The organism is Colwellia sp. E2M01, from assembly GCF_018860585.1.
In the GTDB taxonomy this organism is placed as follows: Bacteria; Pseudomonadota; Gammaproteobacteria; order Enterobacterales; family Alteromonadaceae; genus Colwellia.
Genome location: NZ_JAHKPR010000088.1, coordinates 1 through 17,623, shown reverse-complemented (window position 1 = coordinate 17,623; position 17,623 = coordinate 1). Strand labels below are relative to the sequence as shown.

Annotated in this window: 15 protein-coding genes and 4 tRNA genes; 6 read left to right on the top strand and 13 right to left on the bottom strand. The window is 36.3% G+C overall.

All coding sequences use genetic code 11. The features are described 5' to 3' along the window. Nucleotides 1–515: 515 nt before the first annotated feature. From KO502_RS16675 to KO502_RS16660, 4 genes are all read right to left on the bottom strand, one after another. Nucleotides 516–592 (bottom strand) — tRNA-Pro (locus KO502_RS16675). A 42-nt stretch (nt 593–634) separates the two neighbouring features. Continuing rightward, nucleotides 635–710, bottom strand: a tRNA-His gene (locus KO502_RS16670). A 33-nt stretch (nt 711–743) separates the two neighbouring features. After that, nucleotides 744–820, bottom strand: a tRNA-Arg gene (locus KO502_RS16665). 56 nt (nt 821–876) lie between these two features. Then, nucleotides 877–953: transfer RNA gene (locus KO502_RS16660), tRNA-Pro, on the bottom strand. 728 nt (nt 954–1,681) lie between these two features. On the opposite strand from KO502_RS16660, the gene folD reads away from it, so the two are divergent. Continuing rightward, nucleotides 1,682–2,536 (top strand): bifunctional methylenetetrahydrofolate dehydrogenase/methenyltetrahydrofolate cyclohydrolase FolD, encoded by an 855-nt coding sequence (folD, locus tag KO502_RS16655; RefSeq protein WP_216023708.1) that lies wholly within the window; start codon nt 1,682–1,684, stop codon nt 2,534–2,536. 126 nt (nt 2,537–2,662) lie between these two features. On the opposite strand, the gene cysS is transcribed toward folD, so the two are convergent. Then, nucleotides 2,663–4,069, bottom strand: coding sequence for a cysteine--tRNA ligase (cysS, locus tag KO502_RS16650; RefSeq protein WP_216023707.1), 1,407 nt, complete (start codon nt 4,067–4,069; stop codon nt 2,663–2,665). 245 nt (nt 4,070–4,314) lie between these two features. Between cysS and KO502_RS16645 the strand changes: the two genes are divergently transcribed. Next, the gene (locus tag KO502_RS16645) at nt 4,315–4,806 is read left to right on the top strand and encodes a peptidylprolyl isomerase (RefSeq protein WP_216023706.1); all 492 of its coding nucleotides are present in this window, start codon (nt 4,315–4,317) and stop codon (nt 4,804–4,806) included. Nucleotides 4,807–4,820: 14 nt separating this feature from the next. Next, nucleotides 4,821–5,567, top strand: a complete 747-nt coding sequence (locus KO502_RS16640) for a UDP-2,3-diacylglucosamine diphosphatase (RefSeq protein ID WP_216023705.1) — start codon at nt 4,821–4,823, stop codon at nt 5,565–5,567. A 43-nt stretch (nt 5,568–5,610) separates the two neighbouring features. Here the strand turns inward: KO502_RS16640 and miaE are convergent, their stop codons facing one another. Further along, nucleotides 5,611–6,366 carry a tRNA isopentenyl-2-thiomethyl-A-37 hydroxylase MiaE gene (gene miaE / locus KO502_RS16635; RefSeq protein WP_216023704.1) on the bottom strand — a complete coding sequence of 252 codons (756 nt, stop codon included), beginning with the start codon at nt 6,364–6,366 and terminating at the stop codon, nt 5,611–5,613. A gap of 144 nt (nt 6,367–6,510) precedes the next feature. Here miaE and KO502_RS16630 point away from each other — a divergent pair, with 144 nt between their 5' ends. The 3 genes from KO502_RS16630 (at nt 6,511) to KO502_RS16620 (ending at nt 9,399) form a co-directional block, all read left to right on the top strand. After that, nucleotides 6,511–7,776 carry a cytochrome C gene (locus tag KO502_RS16630; protein WP_216023703.1) on the top strand — a complete coding sequence of 422 codons (1,266 nt, stop codon included), beginning with the start codon at nt 6,511–6,513 and terminating at the stop codon, nt 7,774–7,776. Between the two features lie 412 nt (nt 7,777–8,188). Further along, nucleotides 8,189–8,494 (top strand): hypothetical protein, encoded by a 306-nt coding sequence (locus KO502_RS16625; protein WP_216023702.1) that lies wholly within the window; start codon nt 8,189–8,191, stop codon nt 8,492–8,494. 305 nt (nt 8,495–8,799) lie between these two features. Then, nucleotides 8,800–9,399 (top strand): Yip1 family protein, encoded by a 600-nt coding sequence (locus KO502_RS16620; RefSeq protein ID WP_216023701.1) that lies wholly within the window; start codon nt 8,800–8,802, stop codon nt 9,397–9,399. 117 nt (nt 9,400–9,516) lie between these two features. Here the strand turns inward: KO502_RS16620 and purF are convergent, their stop codons facing one another. From purF to KO502_RS16585, 7 genes are all read right to left on the bottom strand, one after another. Then, nucleotides 9,517–11,034 (bottom strand): amidophosphoribosyltransferase, encoded by a 1,518-nt coding sequence (purF, locus tag KO502_RS16615; RefSeq protein ID WP_216023700.1) that lies wholly within the window; start codon nt 11,032–11,034, stop codon nt 9,517–9,519. A 236-nt stretch (nt 11,035–11,270) separates the two neighbouring features. Next, nucleotides 11,271–11,753, bottom strand: coding sequence for a CvpA family protein (locus KO502_RS16610; protein ID WP_216023699.1), 483 nt, complete (start codon nt 11,751–11,753; stop codon nt 11,271–11,273). Between the two features lie 104 nt (nt 11,754–11,857). Then, a complete protein-coding gene (locus tag KO502_RS16605; RefSeq protein WP_216023698.1) occupies nt 11,858–12,475 on the bottom strand; it encodes an SPOR domain-containing protein in 618 nt (205 codons plus the stop codon). A 107-nt stretch (nt 12,476–12,582) separates the two neighbouring features. Further along, nucleotides 12,583–13,881, bottom strand: coding sequence for a bifunctional tetrahydrofolate synthase/dihydrofolate synthase (folC, locus tag KO502_RS16600; RefSeq protein ID WP_216023697.1), 1,299 nt, complete (start codon nt 13,879–13,881; stop codon nt 12,583–12,585). Between the two features lie 39 nt (nt 13,882–13,920). After that, the gene (accD, locus tag KO502_RS16595) at nt 13,921–14,787 is read right to left on the bottom strand and encodes an acetyl-CoA carboxylase, carboxyltransferase subunit beta (protein WP_216023696.1); all 867 of its coding nucleotides are present in this window, start codon (nt 14,785–14,787) and stop codon (nt 13,921–13,923) included. Nucleotides 14,788–15,075: 288 nt separating this feature from the next. Beyond that, nucleotides 15,076–15,855 carry a tRNA pseudouridine(38-40) synthase TruA gene (gene truA / locus KO502_RS16590; protein WP_216023695.1) on the bottom strand — a complete coding sequence of 260 codons (780 nt, stop codon included), beginning with the start codon at nt 15,853–15,855 and terminating at the stop codon, nt 15,076–15,078. 96 nt (nt 15,856–15,951) lie between these two features. Next, a partial coding sequence (locus tag KO502_RS16585) for a FimV/HubP family polar landmark protein (RefSeq protein ID WP_216023694.1) occupies nt 15,952–17,623 on the bottom strand: 1,672 nt, incomplete at its 5' end.

Sequence of the window (17,623 nt, the reverse complement as noted above, 5' to 3'; positions counted from 1 at the left end):
AATATTGATAAATTTTATCAAGTCCATGGCGAAAAGATGCCCTATTACAAAAATATGACGACGAATTATAGCGAGAGCAAAAAAAAGTTGCAAGGTGTAAGTTTTAACCATCAGCCAAATTGTCAAACATTGATCTTAGGATTTAAGGTGCAATTTTACTTTTTCAAGTCTAAAAAATAAAATAATGTTAAATTTTATTTTAATGGTCGTAATGAGGGGACTTTAATTATTTAAATAAGGAAGCTTATTTTGAATTGTACGGATAAATAATAATGTTAGGAGATGTAGATTAGCGCTTCCGAGTAAATTTAATTACACCCAAACTATTGTAGATTAATAAAGTTATAACTTTGAATAGAAGAAAGAGTTTTACTAAGAAAGAAAAATGTTTAGTGATGCAAGATTCGAACTTGCGACTGAACTTTATGGTACTCAAATCTAGTTTGCATGAGTATGGATAATATTAAAGCGTTAGATATTGAAGTATTATAGTTAGATATGAACTATTAGAGAAGTGGTCGGTGATGCAAGATTCGAACTTGCGACCCCTTGGACCCAAACCAAGTGCGCTACCAAGCTGCGCTAATCACCGACATATATTCTTTTATTATTAGAGAAACTAATAATGTAAAGATGGGGTGGCTAAAGGGACTTGAACCCTCGACAACCGGAATCACAATCCGGGGCTCTACCAACTGAGCTATAGCCACCATTATCTTTTTACTGCACTATACTTTGGAGTATGGCACGCCCTGCAGGATTCGAACCTGCGACCCACGCCTTAGAAGGGCGTTGCTCTATCCAGCTGAGCTAAGGGCGCACATTTCCTACAAAGCAGGTCCACTTATCATATACTGTTAAAAGTATTTAAAAAAGTGGTCGGTGATGCAAGATTCGAACTTGCGACCCCTTGGACCCAAACCAAGTGCGCTACCAAGCTGCGCTAATCACCGATTTATGCTGCTGTAACAAGCAATAAATTGTCTCGTTTCAACGGGTGCGGATATTACCGAGTTGATCCCCCCCCGTCAAACTTTTTTTATAAATAAATGTTTGTTCGCTCGTTTTTAAAGCAAGTAGCTGATTTGTTCTGCAGCAAGCTGTTAGTTTGTCTTTTATTTAGACAAGCCCCATCACAATTAAATTATATAAATTAATTTTACAACTATTTTACAACTAATGGTTAAGAGCAATGATAATAAGCTAATTAAAACGTTGCCATTATACAGTTCACCTATATATACCCGCTCCACTTGAATATGCAGGATTCAGCTGGAATTAGAAACGCCTTTAGGCAAGGCATTGATTGTAGAGAATGGTTGTTCATTCTCAAAATCAATAACGCGGCATAAAGCGTTTCTAAACCAGCCCTTGGGGAAGACTGAGCAAATCATACCCTGCGTTACATTTCTTTTTAAGGGAACAACCCTTGATAAAAAAAGGTGCCTTAGGTATGAATCGCTCAGGCTTCCTGAAACGAGCATCTTCAAGTGGAACGGGTATAAGCTTATATAATGATACTGACTATAAGTTTTATTTTGCTAGGCTTTATCAACCACTTTTTTATTCATAAGCTAGAAACATTTGCGCATTACTCAAAGTAAACCTACAACATGAAATGAGTTTATGGCAAAATAACGCCGTTTAATCATTATTTATATTCAAGGTCTACATCACCGTTATGACAGCATCATTGATTGATGGCAAAGTAATTGCCAAACAACTTAGAGATTCAGTTAAAGAAAAAGTTAGTTTACGTATTAGTAATGGCCAGAGACCTCCAGGGTTAGCTGTTATATTAGTTGGCTCAGATCCCGCCTCTCAAGTTTACGTAGGAAGTAAACGTAAAGCTTGTGAAGAAGTAGGTTTTGTTTCTCGTTCATATGATTTAGCGAAAACAACGTCTGAACAAGAGTTATTAGCCTTAGTTGATGAATTAAATAACGACAATGAAATTGACGGAATATTAGTTCAACTACCTTTACCGCAAGGTTTAAATGCAGATTTAATTCTTGAGAGAATTAACCCTCTTAAAGATGTTGATGGTTTTCACCCTTTTAATATTGGAAAGTTAGCACTAAGACAGCCTGGTTTACGTCCTTGCACACCCAAAGGCATAATGACCTTAATTAATTCAACCGGTGTTGAACCTAAGGGCTTAGACGCTTTAGTTATTGGCGCGTCTAATATTGTTGGTCGTCCTATGTCTTTAGAGCTATTACTTGCTGGCTGTACCGTAACAACAACACATCGCTTTACTAAGGATTTAGAAAACAAAGTTAAAAATGCTGATTTAATTGTTGTCGCTGTTGGCAAACCTAGCTTTATACCTGGCGATTGGATTAAACAAGGCGCTATTGTCATTGATGTAGGTATTAATCGTTTAGATAACGGTAAGTTAGTAGGTGATGTTGATTTTGAAGTTGCCCAAGGACGTGCCGCACATATAACCCCAGTTCCGGGCGGTGTTGGTCCTATGACAGTTGCTTGTTTGATTGAAAATACATTACAAGCCTGTGAACAAGCTGATCATTAGCTTTATTGATTAAAATTACTATTAGTTGAATTCGAAATAATAAACAAATAAAAAGGGCGGGCATTAACTAGTTACATAGTTGATGCCCGCCCTTTTCTGCTCTAGATTCTTTATCCCTTTTGTATTTTAAGCTTTACGCCAAGTGGTTTTTCCTGCGCTATCTTCAAGTACAATATTCATCGCATTTAACTTATCACGTGCATCATCAGCCATCGCCCAGTCTTTATCTTTTCTCGCTTGATTACGCTGTACGATGAGCGCTTCAATAACCGCCACCTCATCGTTGTCATTATCACCTTGTAAAAAAGCAGCGGGATCAAGCTGTAACAAACCAACAATTTCACCTAACCCGACTAAGGTTGATGCTAATTCTGTCGCTAAGGCATCATCATTTGCCGCTTTCGCTACATTTAATTCTTTAGATATTTCAAATAATACCGCTAATGCTTGTGGTGTATTAAAATCATCATCCATCGCTAAACAAAATTGTTTCACAAAGTTTGACTCTTTATCTAAGGTAAAGTCTTTTGCAACCTTCACATCACGCAGCGACGTATAAATACGCTCAACCGATGCTCTCGCTTGAGTTAAGTTGTCTGTTGAATAATTTAATTGGCTACGGTAATGCCCTGTTGTAAGAAAGAAGCGAACAGTTTCAGCATCGTATTGTGCTAATACATCACGAATAGTAAAAAAATTACCCAAGGATTTAGACATTTTTTCTTGATCCACTTGTACCATACCGGTATGCATCCAGTAATTCACATATGGTGTATCAAGAGCACAACAACTTTGTGCTATTTCATTTTCATGATGTGGAAAAGTTAAATCTGAGCCGCCACCGTGAATATCAAAATGATGACCTAATTCTTTAGCGTTCATTGCAGAACACTCAATATGCCAACCCGGACGACCTTCGCCCCACGGTGATGACCAACTTGGCTCACCTGGTTTAGCTGATTTCCATAACACAAAATCAAGCGGGTTGTTTTTGTGTTGATCAACTTCAACACGAGAGCCAGCTTGCAGCTGCTCAAGGTTTTGTCCGCTTAATTTGCCATAATCTTCGTAACTAGCCACGTTAAATAATACATCACCCTGCCCTGATGCTGCGTTTTCGCCAGCAACATAAGCATGCTTTTTAGCAACAAGCGTTTCAATCATGGTAATAATTTCATCCATGTGCGTGGTTACGCGCGGCTCTAAATCAGGTCTTGCCATATTTAACGAGTCAAAATCTTCATGCATTGCGGCAATAGTACGCTCAGTTAATGACTCGGTACTTTCACCATTTTCATTAGCACGATTAATAATTTTATCTTCTACGTCAGTAATATTACGCACATAGTTCACGTCATATCCGGAAAAACGTAAATAACGAGAAATATTATCAAAGCTAATATAAGTACGGCCATGGCCTATATGGCATAAGTCATATACGGTGCAACCACAAACATATAAGCCAACTTTACCGGGGGTAATAGGTGTAAAGGTTTCTTTTTGACGACTTAAAGTGTTGTAAATCTGCAACATGGTATTTTCTGACTCCGACTTAATAACGTAGATTGAGTTGTTAGTATTTAGTTTGCATTAGTGACAATTAAATATGCGAAGGATTGTACCCTAACAATGGCAAAGGATCATTAAGACTAATGCACTTTTTCATTAGTTAGCGTACAATTATCGGCAATTATTTTGTGTACACTTCATTTAAACAATTAAATTAAACGTTTACTTAAACATTAATTTAAATCTTTATTAAAAAAACAGAGAAAATTATGATCATATTTAAAACAAACCTTGGTGAAATTAAAATTGAATTAGACTTTGAAAACGCGCCTAAAACAGCCGCTAACTTCCAACAATATGTTGAAGAAGGTCATTACAATGGCACTATTTTTCACCGTGTAATTAAAGGTTTTATGGCACAAGGTGGCGGTTTTGCTTCTGGCTTAGACGAAAAAGAAACTCGTGCAAGTATAAAAAACGAAGCAAACAACGGCTTAACTAACAAGCGTGGCAGTTTAGCCATGGCTAGAACACAAGAGCCACATTCAGCGTCAGCCCAGTTTTTTATTAACTTAAACGATAATACCTTTTTAGACTTCACAGCTGAAAACATACAAGGCTGGGGTTACTGTGTATTTGGTGAAGTGGTAGAAGGCATGGACGTTGTTGATAAAATGACGTTAGTTGAAACAGGTAATATGTATGGCCACGGTGATGTACCAAAAGATGAAATTATCATCGAATCTGCCGTTGTAGCATAAGCGTAGTTTAGTTCATGACAGATAATAATAAATCAGCAGTAACTTACTTTATTGCTGATTTACATTTAACTGAAAGCAGGCCAGATATTACCGCCTGCTTTATGAAGTTTATTGCAAATGAAGCGCCTAAAGCAGAAAAGCTTTATATCCTCGGTGATTTTTTTGAAACTTGGGTGGGTGACGATGATGATAGCCCGTACCTTAAAACCATCGCAGATGCATTAACAGGTCTAAATAAATCAGGTACTGAAATTTACTTCATTCATGGTAATAGAGATTTTCTTATTGGCAAACGTTACGCTAAAAAAGCCAGTATGATTTTATTACCCGAAATAGACACTATTGATCTTTACGGGCAACACGTCGTTATAATGCATGGTGATACTTTATGTACTCGTGATCTTGATTATCAAGAATTTCGCAAAAAATCACGTTCTTGGTGGTGGCAAACCATGATAAAAAGCTTGCCTTTATGTGTCCGTAAAAAAATTGCCGCTAATTACCGTAAAAAAAGCGCCGCTGCAACGGCAATAAAAAAACAAGAAATAATGGATGTCACGGAAAGTGAAGTTATTGATTGTTTAGAGCAATATCATAGCCAATTATTAATACATGGCCATACTCACAGGCCGGCTATACATAACATTGTTGCCAACAATGCTAAAGCACAACGTATTGTATTAGGAGACTGGTACGAACAAGGCGCTTGGTTAAAAGTTACGCCTGATTCTATGGAATTATTAAATCAACCACTTGGGTAAGTTATTAACTACTTTTTATTTTAAAAAGTTAGCTCAAATACCATTAAACAGGCGTACCTGAGTGGAATTTAAAATCTTTATCTGGGCTGGTAATTAAATCAGCTTCTTTCTCACCAAAAAATGTAATTCTATCTGAAATATCAACAGCAGATATGTCTTGAGCCAAGGTTAGGTAATCTTGATAATGTCTCGCTTCTGAGCGCAATAATGATATATAAAACTTTCCTATTTTCTCATCAAGATGTGGCGCTATTTTAGCAAAGCGTTCACATGATCTCGCTTCTATATAAGCACCAATAATTAATTTATCAATAAGCGCTTCTGGCTCGTAAGTACGCACACCTTTTAACATACCTTTTGCATAACGTGCTGCAGGAATAGGATCGTAAGGAATATTATTTTCCTCAATAATTTCTAGCACTTGATAAAAGTGATGTAACTCTTCTCGAATCAATAACACCATTTTATCAACCATATCTTGCCCGTATGAACAATCAGATCGAGCTTGTATTGATTTAGACAACACATTTTTACCTTTAAGAGTTTGTGTGTTACCAATACGTTTATAAGCAAACTGCTCATAAGGAGCCATAAGATCAGTTAATTGCGTAACACCTTCAGGGGTTAGTGCGTAACGCTTAAGTAAAAATAGCGCACTTTGCGCCGCTTTTAACTCACAAATTAAATGATCTCGTAAAAGAATCGCTAGGTTTTCTGGCTTTTTTGCTTCTTCAACCCAAGCATCAGGAGTAGGATATTTTAAAAAGGCGTTAATAGGTGCTAATAGGTTGTCATACATTCTGTGTGAACTTCTCTTTTAAATTGTTTAACGTGTCATAGTTTTTACGTTAAAGATTCAGCAGATTTTAACATGAAAATTTATTGCCGTGCTTTAATAAATACAGTTCCGTCTACAATTAAATAAAAATACTGGGGAGCCATCATGAACACACAAAGATTTATAAAACCGATAATATTAATTAGCTGTTATTTTGCTCTTACCGTAACTTTTAGTGCAGTAAGTCAAACATCTACTATTACGCCAACAAATGAGATGAAAAATTATCAAGGAAAAACTTACGTCGAGCAATATTGTACCGCCTGTCATTCAATAAAATTGATCACTAATTCTTCTGGCTATGATTATAACGATTGGCAAGCACTAACAAAAACCATGATAGATTTATCTAGCCAAGACAAAATTGCAGATAGTATCTTTACTTACCTAACAACGACTTACCCACCTAACACACTACGTACACCAACCTTGATAACAGGCGATGCCAAAATAAGCTTTACTCTATGGCAAACGCCAACACTAGGACAACGCTCTCGTGATCCTATCGAAGCGACCGACGGTACTATTTGGTGGGCAGGGCAACGTCAAAACCTAATTGGTAAAATTAATCCAACTACAGGTGAAATGAAGGAATATTTATTACCTGAAAATGCTATGCCACATACAGTTACTACTGATAATGCAGGTAATATTTGGTATACAGGTAACAAAAATGGCAGCGTTGGTATGCTAGATATTGAAACAGAACAAATCACCGAATATAAGATGCCTGACGAAAAAGCGAAAGATCCTCATAGTGCTATTTTCGACGCCAAAGGAACACTCTGGTTTACCCTGCAACATAGTAATATGATTGGTCGATTAAAACCTACAACAGGCGAGATAAAACTAGTCACAATGAATGCACCAAAGTCAAAACCTTATGGTATTAAAATAGACGCTAACGGTGCGCCTTGGGTTGCTTGTAATGGCAGAAATTGTTTAGTGAAAGTTAATCCCGAGACCATGGAGTTAACAGACATAATGTTGCCTAATAAAGCAACTCGAGTTCGACGCCTTGATATAGCTGACAATGGGATTATTTGGTATGTAAACTCATCACAAGGACGACTTGGCAGATATAACCCTGAAGATGGTAAAATTAAAGAGTGGCCATCACCTAGTGGAAAATCTTCGCATCCTTACGCAATCGCTGTCATTGATAATATTGTTTGGTATAACGAATCAGGTATGAGGCCTGATGCATTAGTAAGATTTGATCCCACTACAGAAAAGTTTCAAAGTTGGGCTATTCCATCAGGTAAAGTGTATGCTGGTATTATTAGACACATGCGCCCTACTAAAAATGGTAATTTATTAATTCATCAAAGTAGCACCAATAAGATTATTAGAGTGAATATCATAAGGTAGTAATTAATACCTATTATCTATAGATCAAGCTATAGATAATAGACTTTGATAAGTAATGATTAACGCTACATGGAGTTAACTTATTGAAAGATACAGAAGTACTTTCTTTAAATTAACCCTTCTAGCTCTTTTTATACCAAAACCGCAAGCCTTTAAGGTTTTTTATACCAGTTTCATTAATTAAGTGATCTATTTTAGACAGAGATAAAATCATTAAATACAAGGCATTTATTGACATAACTAGTTGTTATAATTATTAAATAAATAACACTGTAGTTAGTGGTTTTAGCCCGTATAAATGATCATTTAGTTTGTGATATTGGTATTAGCCTAGCTAACTGCTTTATAAGTTAATACACTTAACCATAAAGCGCCAAAATTATATTTATTAACACCTGAATTCAAGAAAACTATGACCTCAATAATAAAGAAAAATCTTACCAGTAAAAATGCTGCTAAAGATTTGATAAAAAAGCACGATAAGCTAACTCATAGTGAAAATATGAAAGTAATATCACATGTGCAACGTGAAGTAGATGATTGGTTTATTAATACGCTAATGTTAGAAAATATCGATGTTCCCTTTAAATATAAACGTAAAAAACTTTATCAAAGCTTAAAAGGCCAACGGGTTAACTTAACTTATTATCCAGATTCAGAAACCGTTGCTAGCTTTGATATGGAAGTAATGTCTGTAGTACGCATAAAAGTAAGTTAGTTATAGCTATCAAGCACTTTAACTAAAAACTAATTAGCATTAAAGATGGGAACAATTAACTGCTCAAGTGTAAGCTTTAATATTTTCTCTTATCACCTAAAAGCATTAAAACAACTTTCTATAGAGTATTGTTGTTTATTATACGAACAAAACTTGACTGTTTACTTTATATCTCTCATAACTAATTAAGTAATAATAAGAATAGTACCACTAATGTAAATTATGAATTTCGATACTTTCTTAAGGTATTGATTTATATTTACCTTAAAAGTACTTTCGAATACTTAAGCGCAAGAGGATTGATTATGATACTAAACCATATATGGGGTTTATACGCTCACCCTAAAGAAGAATGGCACGTTATTGAAAAGCGTCATGAGAGTTTAAGTTATAGCTTAATACACATATTAACTATCGCGTTAATACCTTCTATCTGTTCTTTTTATGCGGCAGCATATATAGGCTGGACAATAGGTGTTGGTGATCCAATAAAAATAAGTGTAGACAGTGCTCAACTTATGGCTATTAGTATGTACTTTGCTTTAGTCTTTGGTGTTTTTGCTTTAGCTGTTCTTATTCAATGGATGGCTAAAACTTTTGACTCTAAACCTGATTTTGTACAAGCGCTTGAGCTTGCTTCATACACTGCAACTCCATTATTAATGGTTGGTATTACCACACTATTTCCGGTGTTATGGTTTGTTGCTTTAGCGGGAATTGCCGCTGTCGCTTATTCTGTTTACTTACTTTATTCAGGTGTTCCTATTATGATGAATATTCCTGAAGAGAAAGGGTTTATTTATTCTAGCTCTGTAGTAACCTGTGGTTTAGTGTTGTTAGTTACCTTAATGGCGGGAACAGCTATTTTGTGGACAATGGGGTTTGGTCCGGAGTTTGTAGCTTAAATCTCTATATGACCTTGGTTTGCTTAGAACGTAGACCACTTAACCAACCATAAAAAAAGCCTTGTTTTCATAGAGAACAAGGCTTTTTATTTTAGGAGCGGTGTTTAGTTAACAGTACTATTCAGCACCTTCATTATGCATATCTAAAATAGAATCAGCATTTTTATCCGATTCTTCTTTAGTTGTGTTATTACGCAGTGCATCTAACTTTTCTAAGTATTCTTGATTAATGTCATTCGTTACATAATTGCCATCAAATACTGATGTATCAAAAGTTTTAATGTCTGGATTACCTTCACTAACCGCAGCAACTAAATCATCAATTGATTGGAAGATTAATTTATCTGCACCAATTAAATCACATATATCATCTAAATCACGACCATGCGCGATTAATTCATTAGCACTTGGCATATCGATACCATAAACGTTAGGGAATCTCACCTCTGGTGCTGCCGATGCAAAATAAACTTTTTTAGCGCCAGAAGCACGCGCCATATCAATAATTTGCGAAGAAGTAGTACCACGAACAACAGAGTCATCTACGAGTAAAACATTTTTACCTTTAAACTCTTCTGATATAGCATTTAATTTTTGGCGTACTGACTTTTTACGTTGCTCTTGACCTGGCATAATAAAAGTACGACCGATATAGCGGTTTTTAACAAACCCTTGACGGTAAGGTAAATCAAGGTGGTGAGCGATTTGCAGAGCAATATCACACGAGGTTTCAGGAATAGGGATCACAACATCAATATCAATATCTTGCCATTCATTAGCAATTTTTTGACCTAATTTAGTTCCCATTTCTACGCGCGATGCGTAAACCGACATTTTGTCCATGGTTGAATCTGGACGAGCAAAGTAAACAAATTCAAAAATACAAGGATTGTAAACAGGGTTTTCAGCACATTGACGGCTATGAATTTGACCGTCTTCAGTAAAGAAAATAACTTCACCTGGTGCAACATCTCGAACAAACTCAAAAGCACAAGCATCAAGCGCTACAGATTCTGAAGCAACCATATACTCAACACCCTTTGCCGTTTCTCTTTTACCAAAAACTAAAGGACGAATACCATTAGGGTCACGAAAAGCGATCATACCGTGGCCAACAATAAGGGCAACAGTTGCATAAGCACCACGTACACGTTTATGTACATTAGCTACCGCAGTAAAAATATCATCTGGAGTTAGCGCGATGCTGTCATTTTGCTGTAATTCATGAGCTAAAATATTAAGCAGAACTTCTGAATCTGATGTGGTATTAACATGACGACGTGCTTCATTAAATAGCCATGTTCTTAATTCATCAGCATTGGTTAAGTTGCCGTTATGCGCTAACGATAAGCCAAATGGCGAGTTAGCATAAAAAGGTTGAGCTTCTGAAGAGCTAGAAGTACCTGCAGTAGGATAACGAATATGGCCAATACCAATATTACCTTGTAAACGAAGCATATGACGCGTATGAAAAACGTCTTTCACTAGGCCGTTCGCCTTTCTTAGTCTAAAGGTATTATTATGAATGGTTACAATACCTGCTGCATCTTGACCACGATGCTGAAGTACTGTTAAGCCATCATATATATACTGACTAACAGGGGTTTTACCGACTATACCAACAATGCCACACATGAAACTCTCTCCACAAAAGAAATATTTACAATACTTACAAAGCTAAAATCGCTTAGGATGAAGAATCATCAAATAAATATTGAGTTATACGATATAAAGCGATACCGAATAAATAATCGTATACGGAACTATTCCGCAAACTCCTAGCTATTAATACGTAGAAAAAAGTAAAATAGCTAAGATAAAATAAATAATAAAAGTGTTTGGTTAAATACTACATAAGCAACCAACACAAATTAGGTCACGTAACTTGATGAGCCTTTAAGGTATTCAAAAAACCACTCAACCACTAGTGTAAACTCAGGGATAAGTAGTGAGCTTTGCCACCAAGGGCTATTTACGGCACCAGTAAAGGCATCAATAAAGAATATCAGGGCACTAACAATAAGCACTCCACGTAGAGCGCCAAAAACGATACCTAAAACTCTATCAGTGCCCGATAGTCCGGTTTTACTAACTAACTGGCCAATAAGATAATTAACTAAAGCGCCTAACACTAATGTTGAGATAAAAAGAATGGCAACGGCCGCCGCATTACGCAAAAACTGGTCTGAAATATTGGTTAATAGATTAGCAAGGTTCCCATAAAAGGTGCTCGCTACGAAAAAAGCACCGATCCAGATAATTAAAGATACGGCTTCTTTTACAAAACCTCGTACCAAACTGACTAAAGTTGATATGCCGATAATGGCCAAAATGACGTAATCTATCCAAACCATAGGTTAGTGTCTCGTTGATTTTTTGCTGCGTTATTTTCTTAAAATAAGAGGCGCGCATTCTATCAGAATAAGCGAAATAATACCTAGTTTTTTATGAAAACCTGTTATTCATTTACTTCAAATGTAGCAACCTTACCTTGAATACCAGTAAGTTTTCTTAATGCAGGTAATTTTTTAGTCATCGCTGATTTTATAAGTTCAGGCCCTATAATAACTTTCGTTAAAGTTCCTTTCTTCGTTTGAATTGGCTTAGTAAAAGCAATATAGCCTTGTGCTTTTAATTTTTTTAATAACTGTGCAACATTATCTTTATTTTTAAAGCTACCTAAGTGAATAACCCAAGCTTCAGACGCCACCGCTTTTTCTGGTAATGGCTTGGTTTCTTTTTTTACCACTGTCGTTGTATTGCGAGTATCCGAAGCCGGCGTAACAACTACTTTCTCTTCAATAATAGCGGGTTCATCTATAGGAGGAGTATGCGTTTCAATAACTTCGTCCATAGCAGGTTCATTGCTTGTTTTAAGCGCTTCTTGTCGAATTAATCTTTCTTCTGGAAAAGGTTTGTTAGTTAACTTTCCTGAGAAATCTTCAGCTTGAGGAATGGCTTCAAAATCTGTTTGATTCGATTTTTTTTCACCATCGAGTAAATCAGGAAGGAATATAACAACTACGGCTGCGACAATAATAGTCCCGACAAGTCGGTTTTGAAACGGTGTAGACAAGAAACTCTCCTAAAAATTACGTTTAACGATAAGCTGATTATTTGCGTTAAATTATAACGAATACATAGTGAATTTTTTAGTTATGCATTCATTATAAAGCAATATTATTAACAAGTTATAAATTGTGCTCTTATTTTAGCGACAGTAAAAAATGAACCAAATACAAGAATTAAATCTGTTGCCCCAGCCTGCTTGTTAGCCATTTTAAAGGCCTCTTCTATATTGTCAAAACAATTAACTTTATCGCTAAACAAGGTTAAATGACTTGCCATTATTTCGCTTGAAGCCGCTCTTGGTACATTAAGCGCCCCGGTATACCAAAAATCAATATCGTTTTTAAGTGATTGCAGGCTTGCGGCAATATCTTTGTCACCTAACATGGAAACTACGCCATAAATACTTTGATAATTAGCTTGTTTTTTTACCTGCTTAAGATAATCAGCAAGATAGCGAGTAGCTTGTGGGTTGTGCCCTACATCAAGAATAACATCACATTGCCCTACTTGTTTTATTAATTCTGTACGACCTGCAACTTTAGTTGATGCAATAACATCATTTACAAAATCAGTGTGTAAATTAATATTTAGTTTTGCTAACACCATCAGTGCTGTAGCCACATTATCACGAGGAATATAAGGCATTTTTAAACGGACTAAATTATGTTGTTCTTGCTGCCAATTCCAAAAAGTTTCTAGCTCATTAACGGTAAAGTCTTGTTCACGAACAAATAAATTTTTACCATGAACAGCCTTTAAACTTTTAGCATGATTTAATACTGATGTTGGTACATTAGTATCACCGATAATAATATTTTGATCAGCGCGCATTATACCGGCTTTTTCAAAACCGATAGTTTCTCTGTCGTTACCTAGAAAACTTTGATGATCTAAATCAATAGTTGTAATTACAGCTATATCAGCGTCAATAATATTGGTGGCATCTAAGCGTCCGCCTAATCCTACTTCAAGAATAATAAAGTCAGGTTTAACTTCCATTAACACAAGTAATGCCGCTAACGTTGTATATTCGTAATAGGTTAATGATATTTCAGCTCTAACTTCTTCAATTTTTTTGAAAGCTTGAATTAACGATAAATCTTCAACATCGTTTTTATTTATGCGTAAACGTTCATTGAAGTAATTGATGTGGGGTGAAGAATAAACAGCAACAGCATGTTTTTGTGCTAATAATGCATTTTCAATAAATGCACAGGTTGTTCCTTTGCCATTTGTGCCTGCAACGGTAATTACTTTAGCAAAACTTAAATCTATTGCTAAACGTGCAGCAACTTTGCTAATACGCGTCAAGCCCAAGTCTATTTCACTACTATGTAGGTTTTCTAAATAATAAAGCCACTGATCGAGATTAGTGAAATCTTGATAGTGGCTTGAATTTGATTTTGACATTTATTCTATCATTTATGTTAATAGACAATAATTGTAAGTTTATTCTGCTGGGGAGACTACGCTGTCTTGTCCCATGAATTTACCTAACATACGGGCTAAGGTAGTTCTCATTTCACGACGGTCAACAATCATATCAATGGCGCCTTTCTCTAATAAGAATTCACTACGTTGGAAGCCTTCAGGTAACTTTTCACGAACCGTTTGTTCAATAACACGAGGTCCTGCAAAACCAATTAAAGCTTTTGGCTCAGCAACGTTAATATCACCTAACATAGCTAAACTAGCAGAAACCCCACCCATAGTAGGGTCGGTTAATACAGACACGTAGGGAAGACCTTTTTCACTCATTTTAGCTAATGCAGCACTTGTTTTTGCCATTTGCATTAAAGAGAAAAGTGCTTCTTGCATACGAGCACCACCACTAGCTGAAAAACAGATAAACGGTATATTATGCTCTAAACAATATTCAACGCCTTTAACAAAACGTGCGCCAACAACAGAAGCCATAGAGCCACCTAAGAATGAAAACTCAAACGCTGCGGCAACAACAGGCATACCGTGTAATTCACCTTTCATAACAACAAGCGCGTCTTTTTCACCTGTATTTTTTTGAGCGGCACTAATACGGTCTTTGTAACGTTTAGAGTCTTTAAATTTTAAAATATCTTGCGCTTCAAACTCTTCACCTAATTCCATGCGGTTGTTTTGATCAAGAAAACTATCAATACGCTTACGGGCACTGATTCGCATATGGTGATCACACTTAGGGCAAACTGAGATTTGACGATCTAGTTCAGCCTTATAAAGTACGGCATTACATGAAGTACATTTACTCCATACACCTTCAGGAATATTACTTTTTTGTGTAGTTTTTGCTTTCGGGAGAATTTTTTCTATCCAGCTCATAATTTTATTTTTGCCTGTTGCAACGAAATATCTGTCGATTTATTAATGGTCTATTTATTCATAATTCTTGCGTCTTACAAGCAAAAATTTGTCTTAAATTTCAACTCATACTTACATGATTTTATAATGAGAATAAATGCCACTAAACTCTAGTTTAAAGTACTATTAATTCTAAACCACATATTAGACCATAGTATAACCTATTCATTATATAAAAAACTGGTCTGTTTAGTAAATAATTTGAATTGATAACTTGGGTTTATCAAAACTTTGATAATAAAAACACCATTATAAAAAGAGTGGTCCTAAACGGCTTTTCGGTAAGTCGAACTTTGCAGGGTAATCAACATCTACAAAATATAGCCCTTCTGGTGGAGCTGTAACGCCTGCAACACAACGATTTTTAGCGAGTAAAACCTCTTTCATCCACTCAACTGTTTCTTGTGATTGCCCAACCCGCATTAAACTACCCACAATATTTCTTACCATGTGATGTAAAAAAGCATTCGCTTTAATATCAACAACAATATAATCACCGTGTCTTGTTATTTCGCAATGCTTAATGGTTCTAACGGCAGAATGAGACTGGCAATGTACGGTTCGAAAAGAGGTAAAGTCGTGCTCGCCAAGAAGGTAATTAGCACCTTGCTGCATGAGGTTTTCATCTAAAGCGTAGTGAAAATGACTAATACCATGACTCAAAATAGCTGAGCGAAGAGGTTTATTGTAAATAATATACCGGTAATTACGTGCGGTAGCGCTAAAGCGGGCATGAAAGTCTTCATCGACTTTTTTAACCCAAGCGACAGCAATATCAGAAGGTAAGTGCGTGTTAACACCTAAGGTCCAAGCGATATCTTTACGTTGTTTACTTGTGTCAAAATGAATAACTTGATTGGTTGCATTAACGCCGGTATCGGTACGGCCTGCACAAATAACCTTAATAGGTTCATCTGCAATTTTAGATAATGCTTTTTCTACTTTTTCTTGTACGGTAATAGCATTATCTTGGCGTTGCCAGCCACAATAATTTTTACCGTCGTATTCAATGCCTAACGCATAACGCATGCAAACTTGCCTTTATTTGATGAGAAGACTATTTTCGCTGCGCATTATCCTTTATTTTATGCGGTTAGGCTATTGCTTGTTGACTTATAATTTTTCTTATAATGAATCCAATAAAGCTTGCGCTTCAGCTTGCTGACTTTCATCGCCCTTAGCGATAACCTCTTGCAAAATCACTTGTGCGCTTTCTTCATCATTCATTTCTATATACATTTTTGCAAGATCAAGTTTGCTCGACATAGAGCCATTTTCATCTACGTCTATGCCACTATCGCTTTGAGTATACTGACCTAAACCTACATCGATATTAGTTTTTTCATAAGGCTCTGAGTCATCACCTTCATCTAAACTGTCAGATAAAAGATCATCAACCGAAACATAATCTTCATTAGAAGTTACTTGTTCAGTATTATCTTTACGAGCGCTTTCAATTAAGTCATCTCCGATATCATCGCTATCTTCATTACTATCCAGTAATATTTCATTTTCGAGGTTTTCAGCGTCAGTTACAGTGCTAGTAGACTCTTCTTCAATATTGGCAAGTAATTCATCAAAGTCCACATCATCTAACTCTTTAATCGCATCTAACTCGTCGATATCGACTTCGTCGCTATTTAACTCATCACTATCTTCTAACGAGTCTGAATCATCCTCTTCAGTTAATAATTCAGCCAACATATCTTCATCAGTAAAGTCTGTTGTTAGTTCAATGTCATCGTCTTCAAGAAGTTCATCTTGTTCGATAGTCTCTTCGGTAAACTCTTCTGATAATAAATTATTTAGTTCCGCTTCATTGAAGCTATTGTCATTACTTTGGTCTGACTTTTTATCTTTTGTGTCATCTATTTGTGGCGGAAGTAAGCTATCGCCTATGTCATCGCCAAGGTCATCGCCAAGGTCATCAATAATATTATCCGCCACTTCATCAAAAGAATAGCTTTCATTATCTTTAACTGTTGTTTCATCAAGTAATGCATCAATATCTATATCATCGGTTAACTCATCACCTTTATCGTTTGAGCCTTCTTCGCTAACGCTTGCAACACTTGCATCATCTTCCTGGCTTGAGTTATTAATTTCACTAAAGTCAGCAGTGAGAAACGGAGTAACATATTCCGCAGTAAATTCAGCAATTTTTTCTTCATTTTCAGAAATTTCATTTTGAATTTTTAAATCTTCTTCACTTAAATCGCTTTCGATTTCATTTGATTGATCTTCTGCTGCTTTTTCATTACTTGAGTCTACGACTTCATCGTTATCAGCTTGTTCTTTTGTGGTAGAGTTAGAAGCGGTTATTGCACTAGCGGCCATACCGCCTGCTGCAGCAAGCAAGGCATCAATGTCATCTGGATCTGTTATGTCAGCTTCTGGCTCTGCTTCAGTTGCATCATTCTTTACAGCGCCATCATTTGCTGAGTCATCATTTACTGACTCATTGCTTACTGAGTCAAGCAAGGCATCAATGTCATCAGGGTCTGTTATGTCAGCTTCTGGCTCTGCTTCAGGTGCATCATTCTTTACAGCGCCATCACTTGCTGAGTCATCGTTTACTGACTCATTGTTTACTGAGTCAAGTAAGGCATCAATATCATCAGGGTCTGTTATGTCAGCTTCTGGCTCTGCTTCAGCTGCATCATTTTTTACAGCGCCATCACTTGCTGAGTCATCATTTACTGGCTCATTGCTTACTGAGTCAAGCAAGGCATCAATGTCATCTGGATCTGTTATGTCAGCTTCTGGCTCTGCTTCAGTTGCATCATTCTTTACAGCG

What these genes read in the sequence shown, in the direction of transcription:
- accD (WP_216023696.1), bottom strand. Translation starts at nt 14,787, where the DNA reads ATGAGCTGGATAGAAAAAATTCTCCCGAAAGCAAAAACTACACAAAAA.
- KO502_RS16625 (WP_216023702.1), top strand. Translation starts at nt 8,189, where the DNA reads ATGACCTCAATAATAAAGAAAAATCTTACCAGTAAAAATGCTGCTAAA.
- KO502_RS16645 (WP_216023706.1), top strand. Translation starts at nt 4,315, where the DNA reads ATGATCATATTTAAAACAAACCTTGGTGAAATTAAAATTGAATTAGAC.
- folC (WP_216023697.1), bottom strand. Translation starts at nt 13,881, where the DNA reads ATGTCAAAATCAAATTCAAGCCACTATCAAGATTTCACTAATCTCGAT.
- miaE (WP_216023704.1), bottom strand. Translation starts at nt 6,366, where the DNA reads ATGTATGACAACCTATTAGCACCTATTAACGCCTTTTTAAAATATCCT.
- cysS (WP_216023707.1), bottom strand. Translation starts at nt 4,069, where the DNA reads ATGTTGCAGATTTACAACACTTTAAGTCGTCAAAAAGAAACCTTTACA.
- folD (WP_216023708.1), top strand. Translation starts at nt 1,682, where the DNA reads ATGACAGCATCATTGATTGATGGCAAAGTAATTGCCAAACAACTTAGA.
- KO502_RS16610 (WP_216023699.1), bottom strand. Translation starts at nt 11,753, where the DNA reads ATGGTTTGGATAGATTACGTCATTTTGGCCATTATCGGCATATCAACT.
- KO502_RS16640 (WP_216023705.1), top strand. Translation starts at nt 4,821, where the DNA reads ATGACAGATAATAATAAATCAGCAGTAACTTACTTTATTGCTGATTTA.
- truA (WP_216023695.1), bottom strand. Translation starts at nt 15,855, where the DNA reads ATGCGTTATGCGTTAGGCATTGAATACGACGGTAAAAATTATTGTGGC.
- purF (WP_216023700.1), bottom strand. Translation starts at nt 11,034, where the DNA reads ATGTGTGGCATTGTTGGTATAGTCGGTAAAACCCCTGTTAGTCAGTAT.
- KO502_RS16630 (WP_216023703.1), top strand. Translation starts at nt 6,511, where the DNA reads ATGAACACACAAAGATTTATAAAACCGATAATATTAATTAGCTGTTAT.
- KO502_RS16620 (WP_216023701.1), top strand. Translation starts at nt 8,800, where the DNA reads ATGATACTAAACCATATATGGGGTTTATACGCTCACCCTAAAGAAGAA.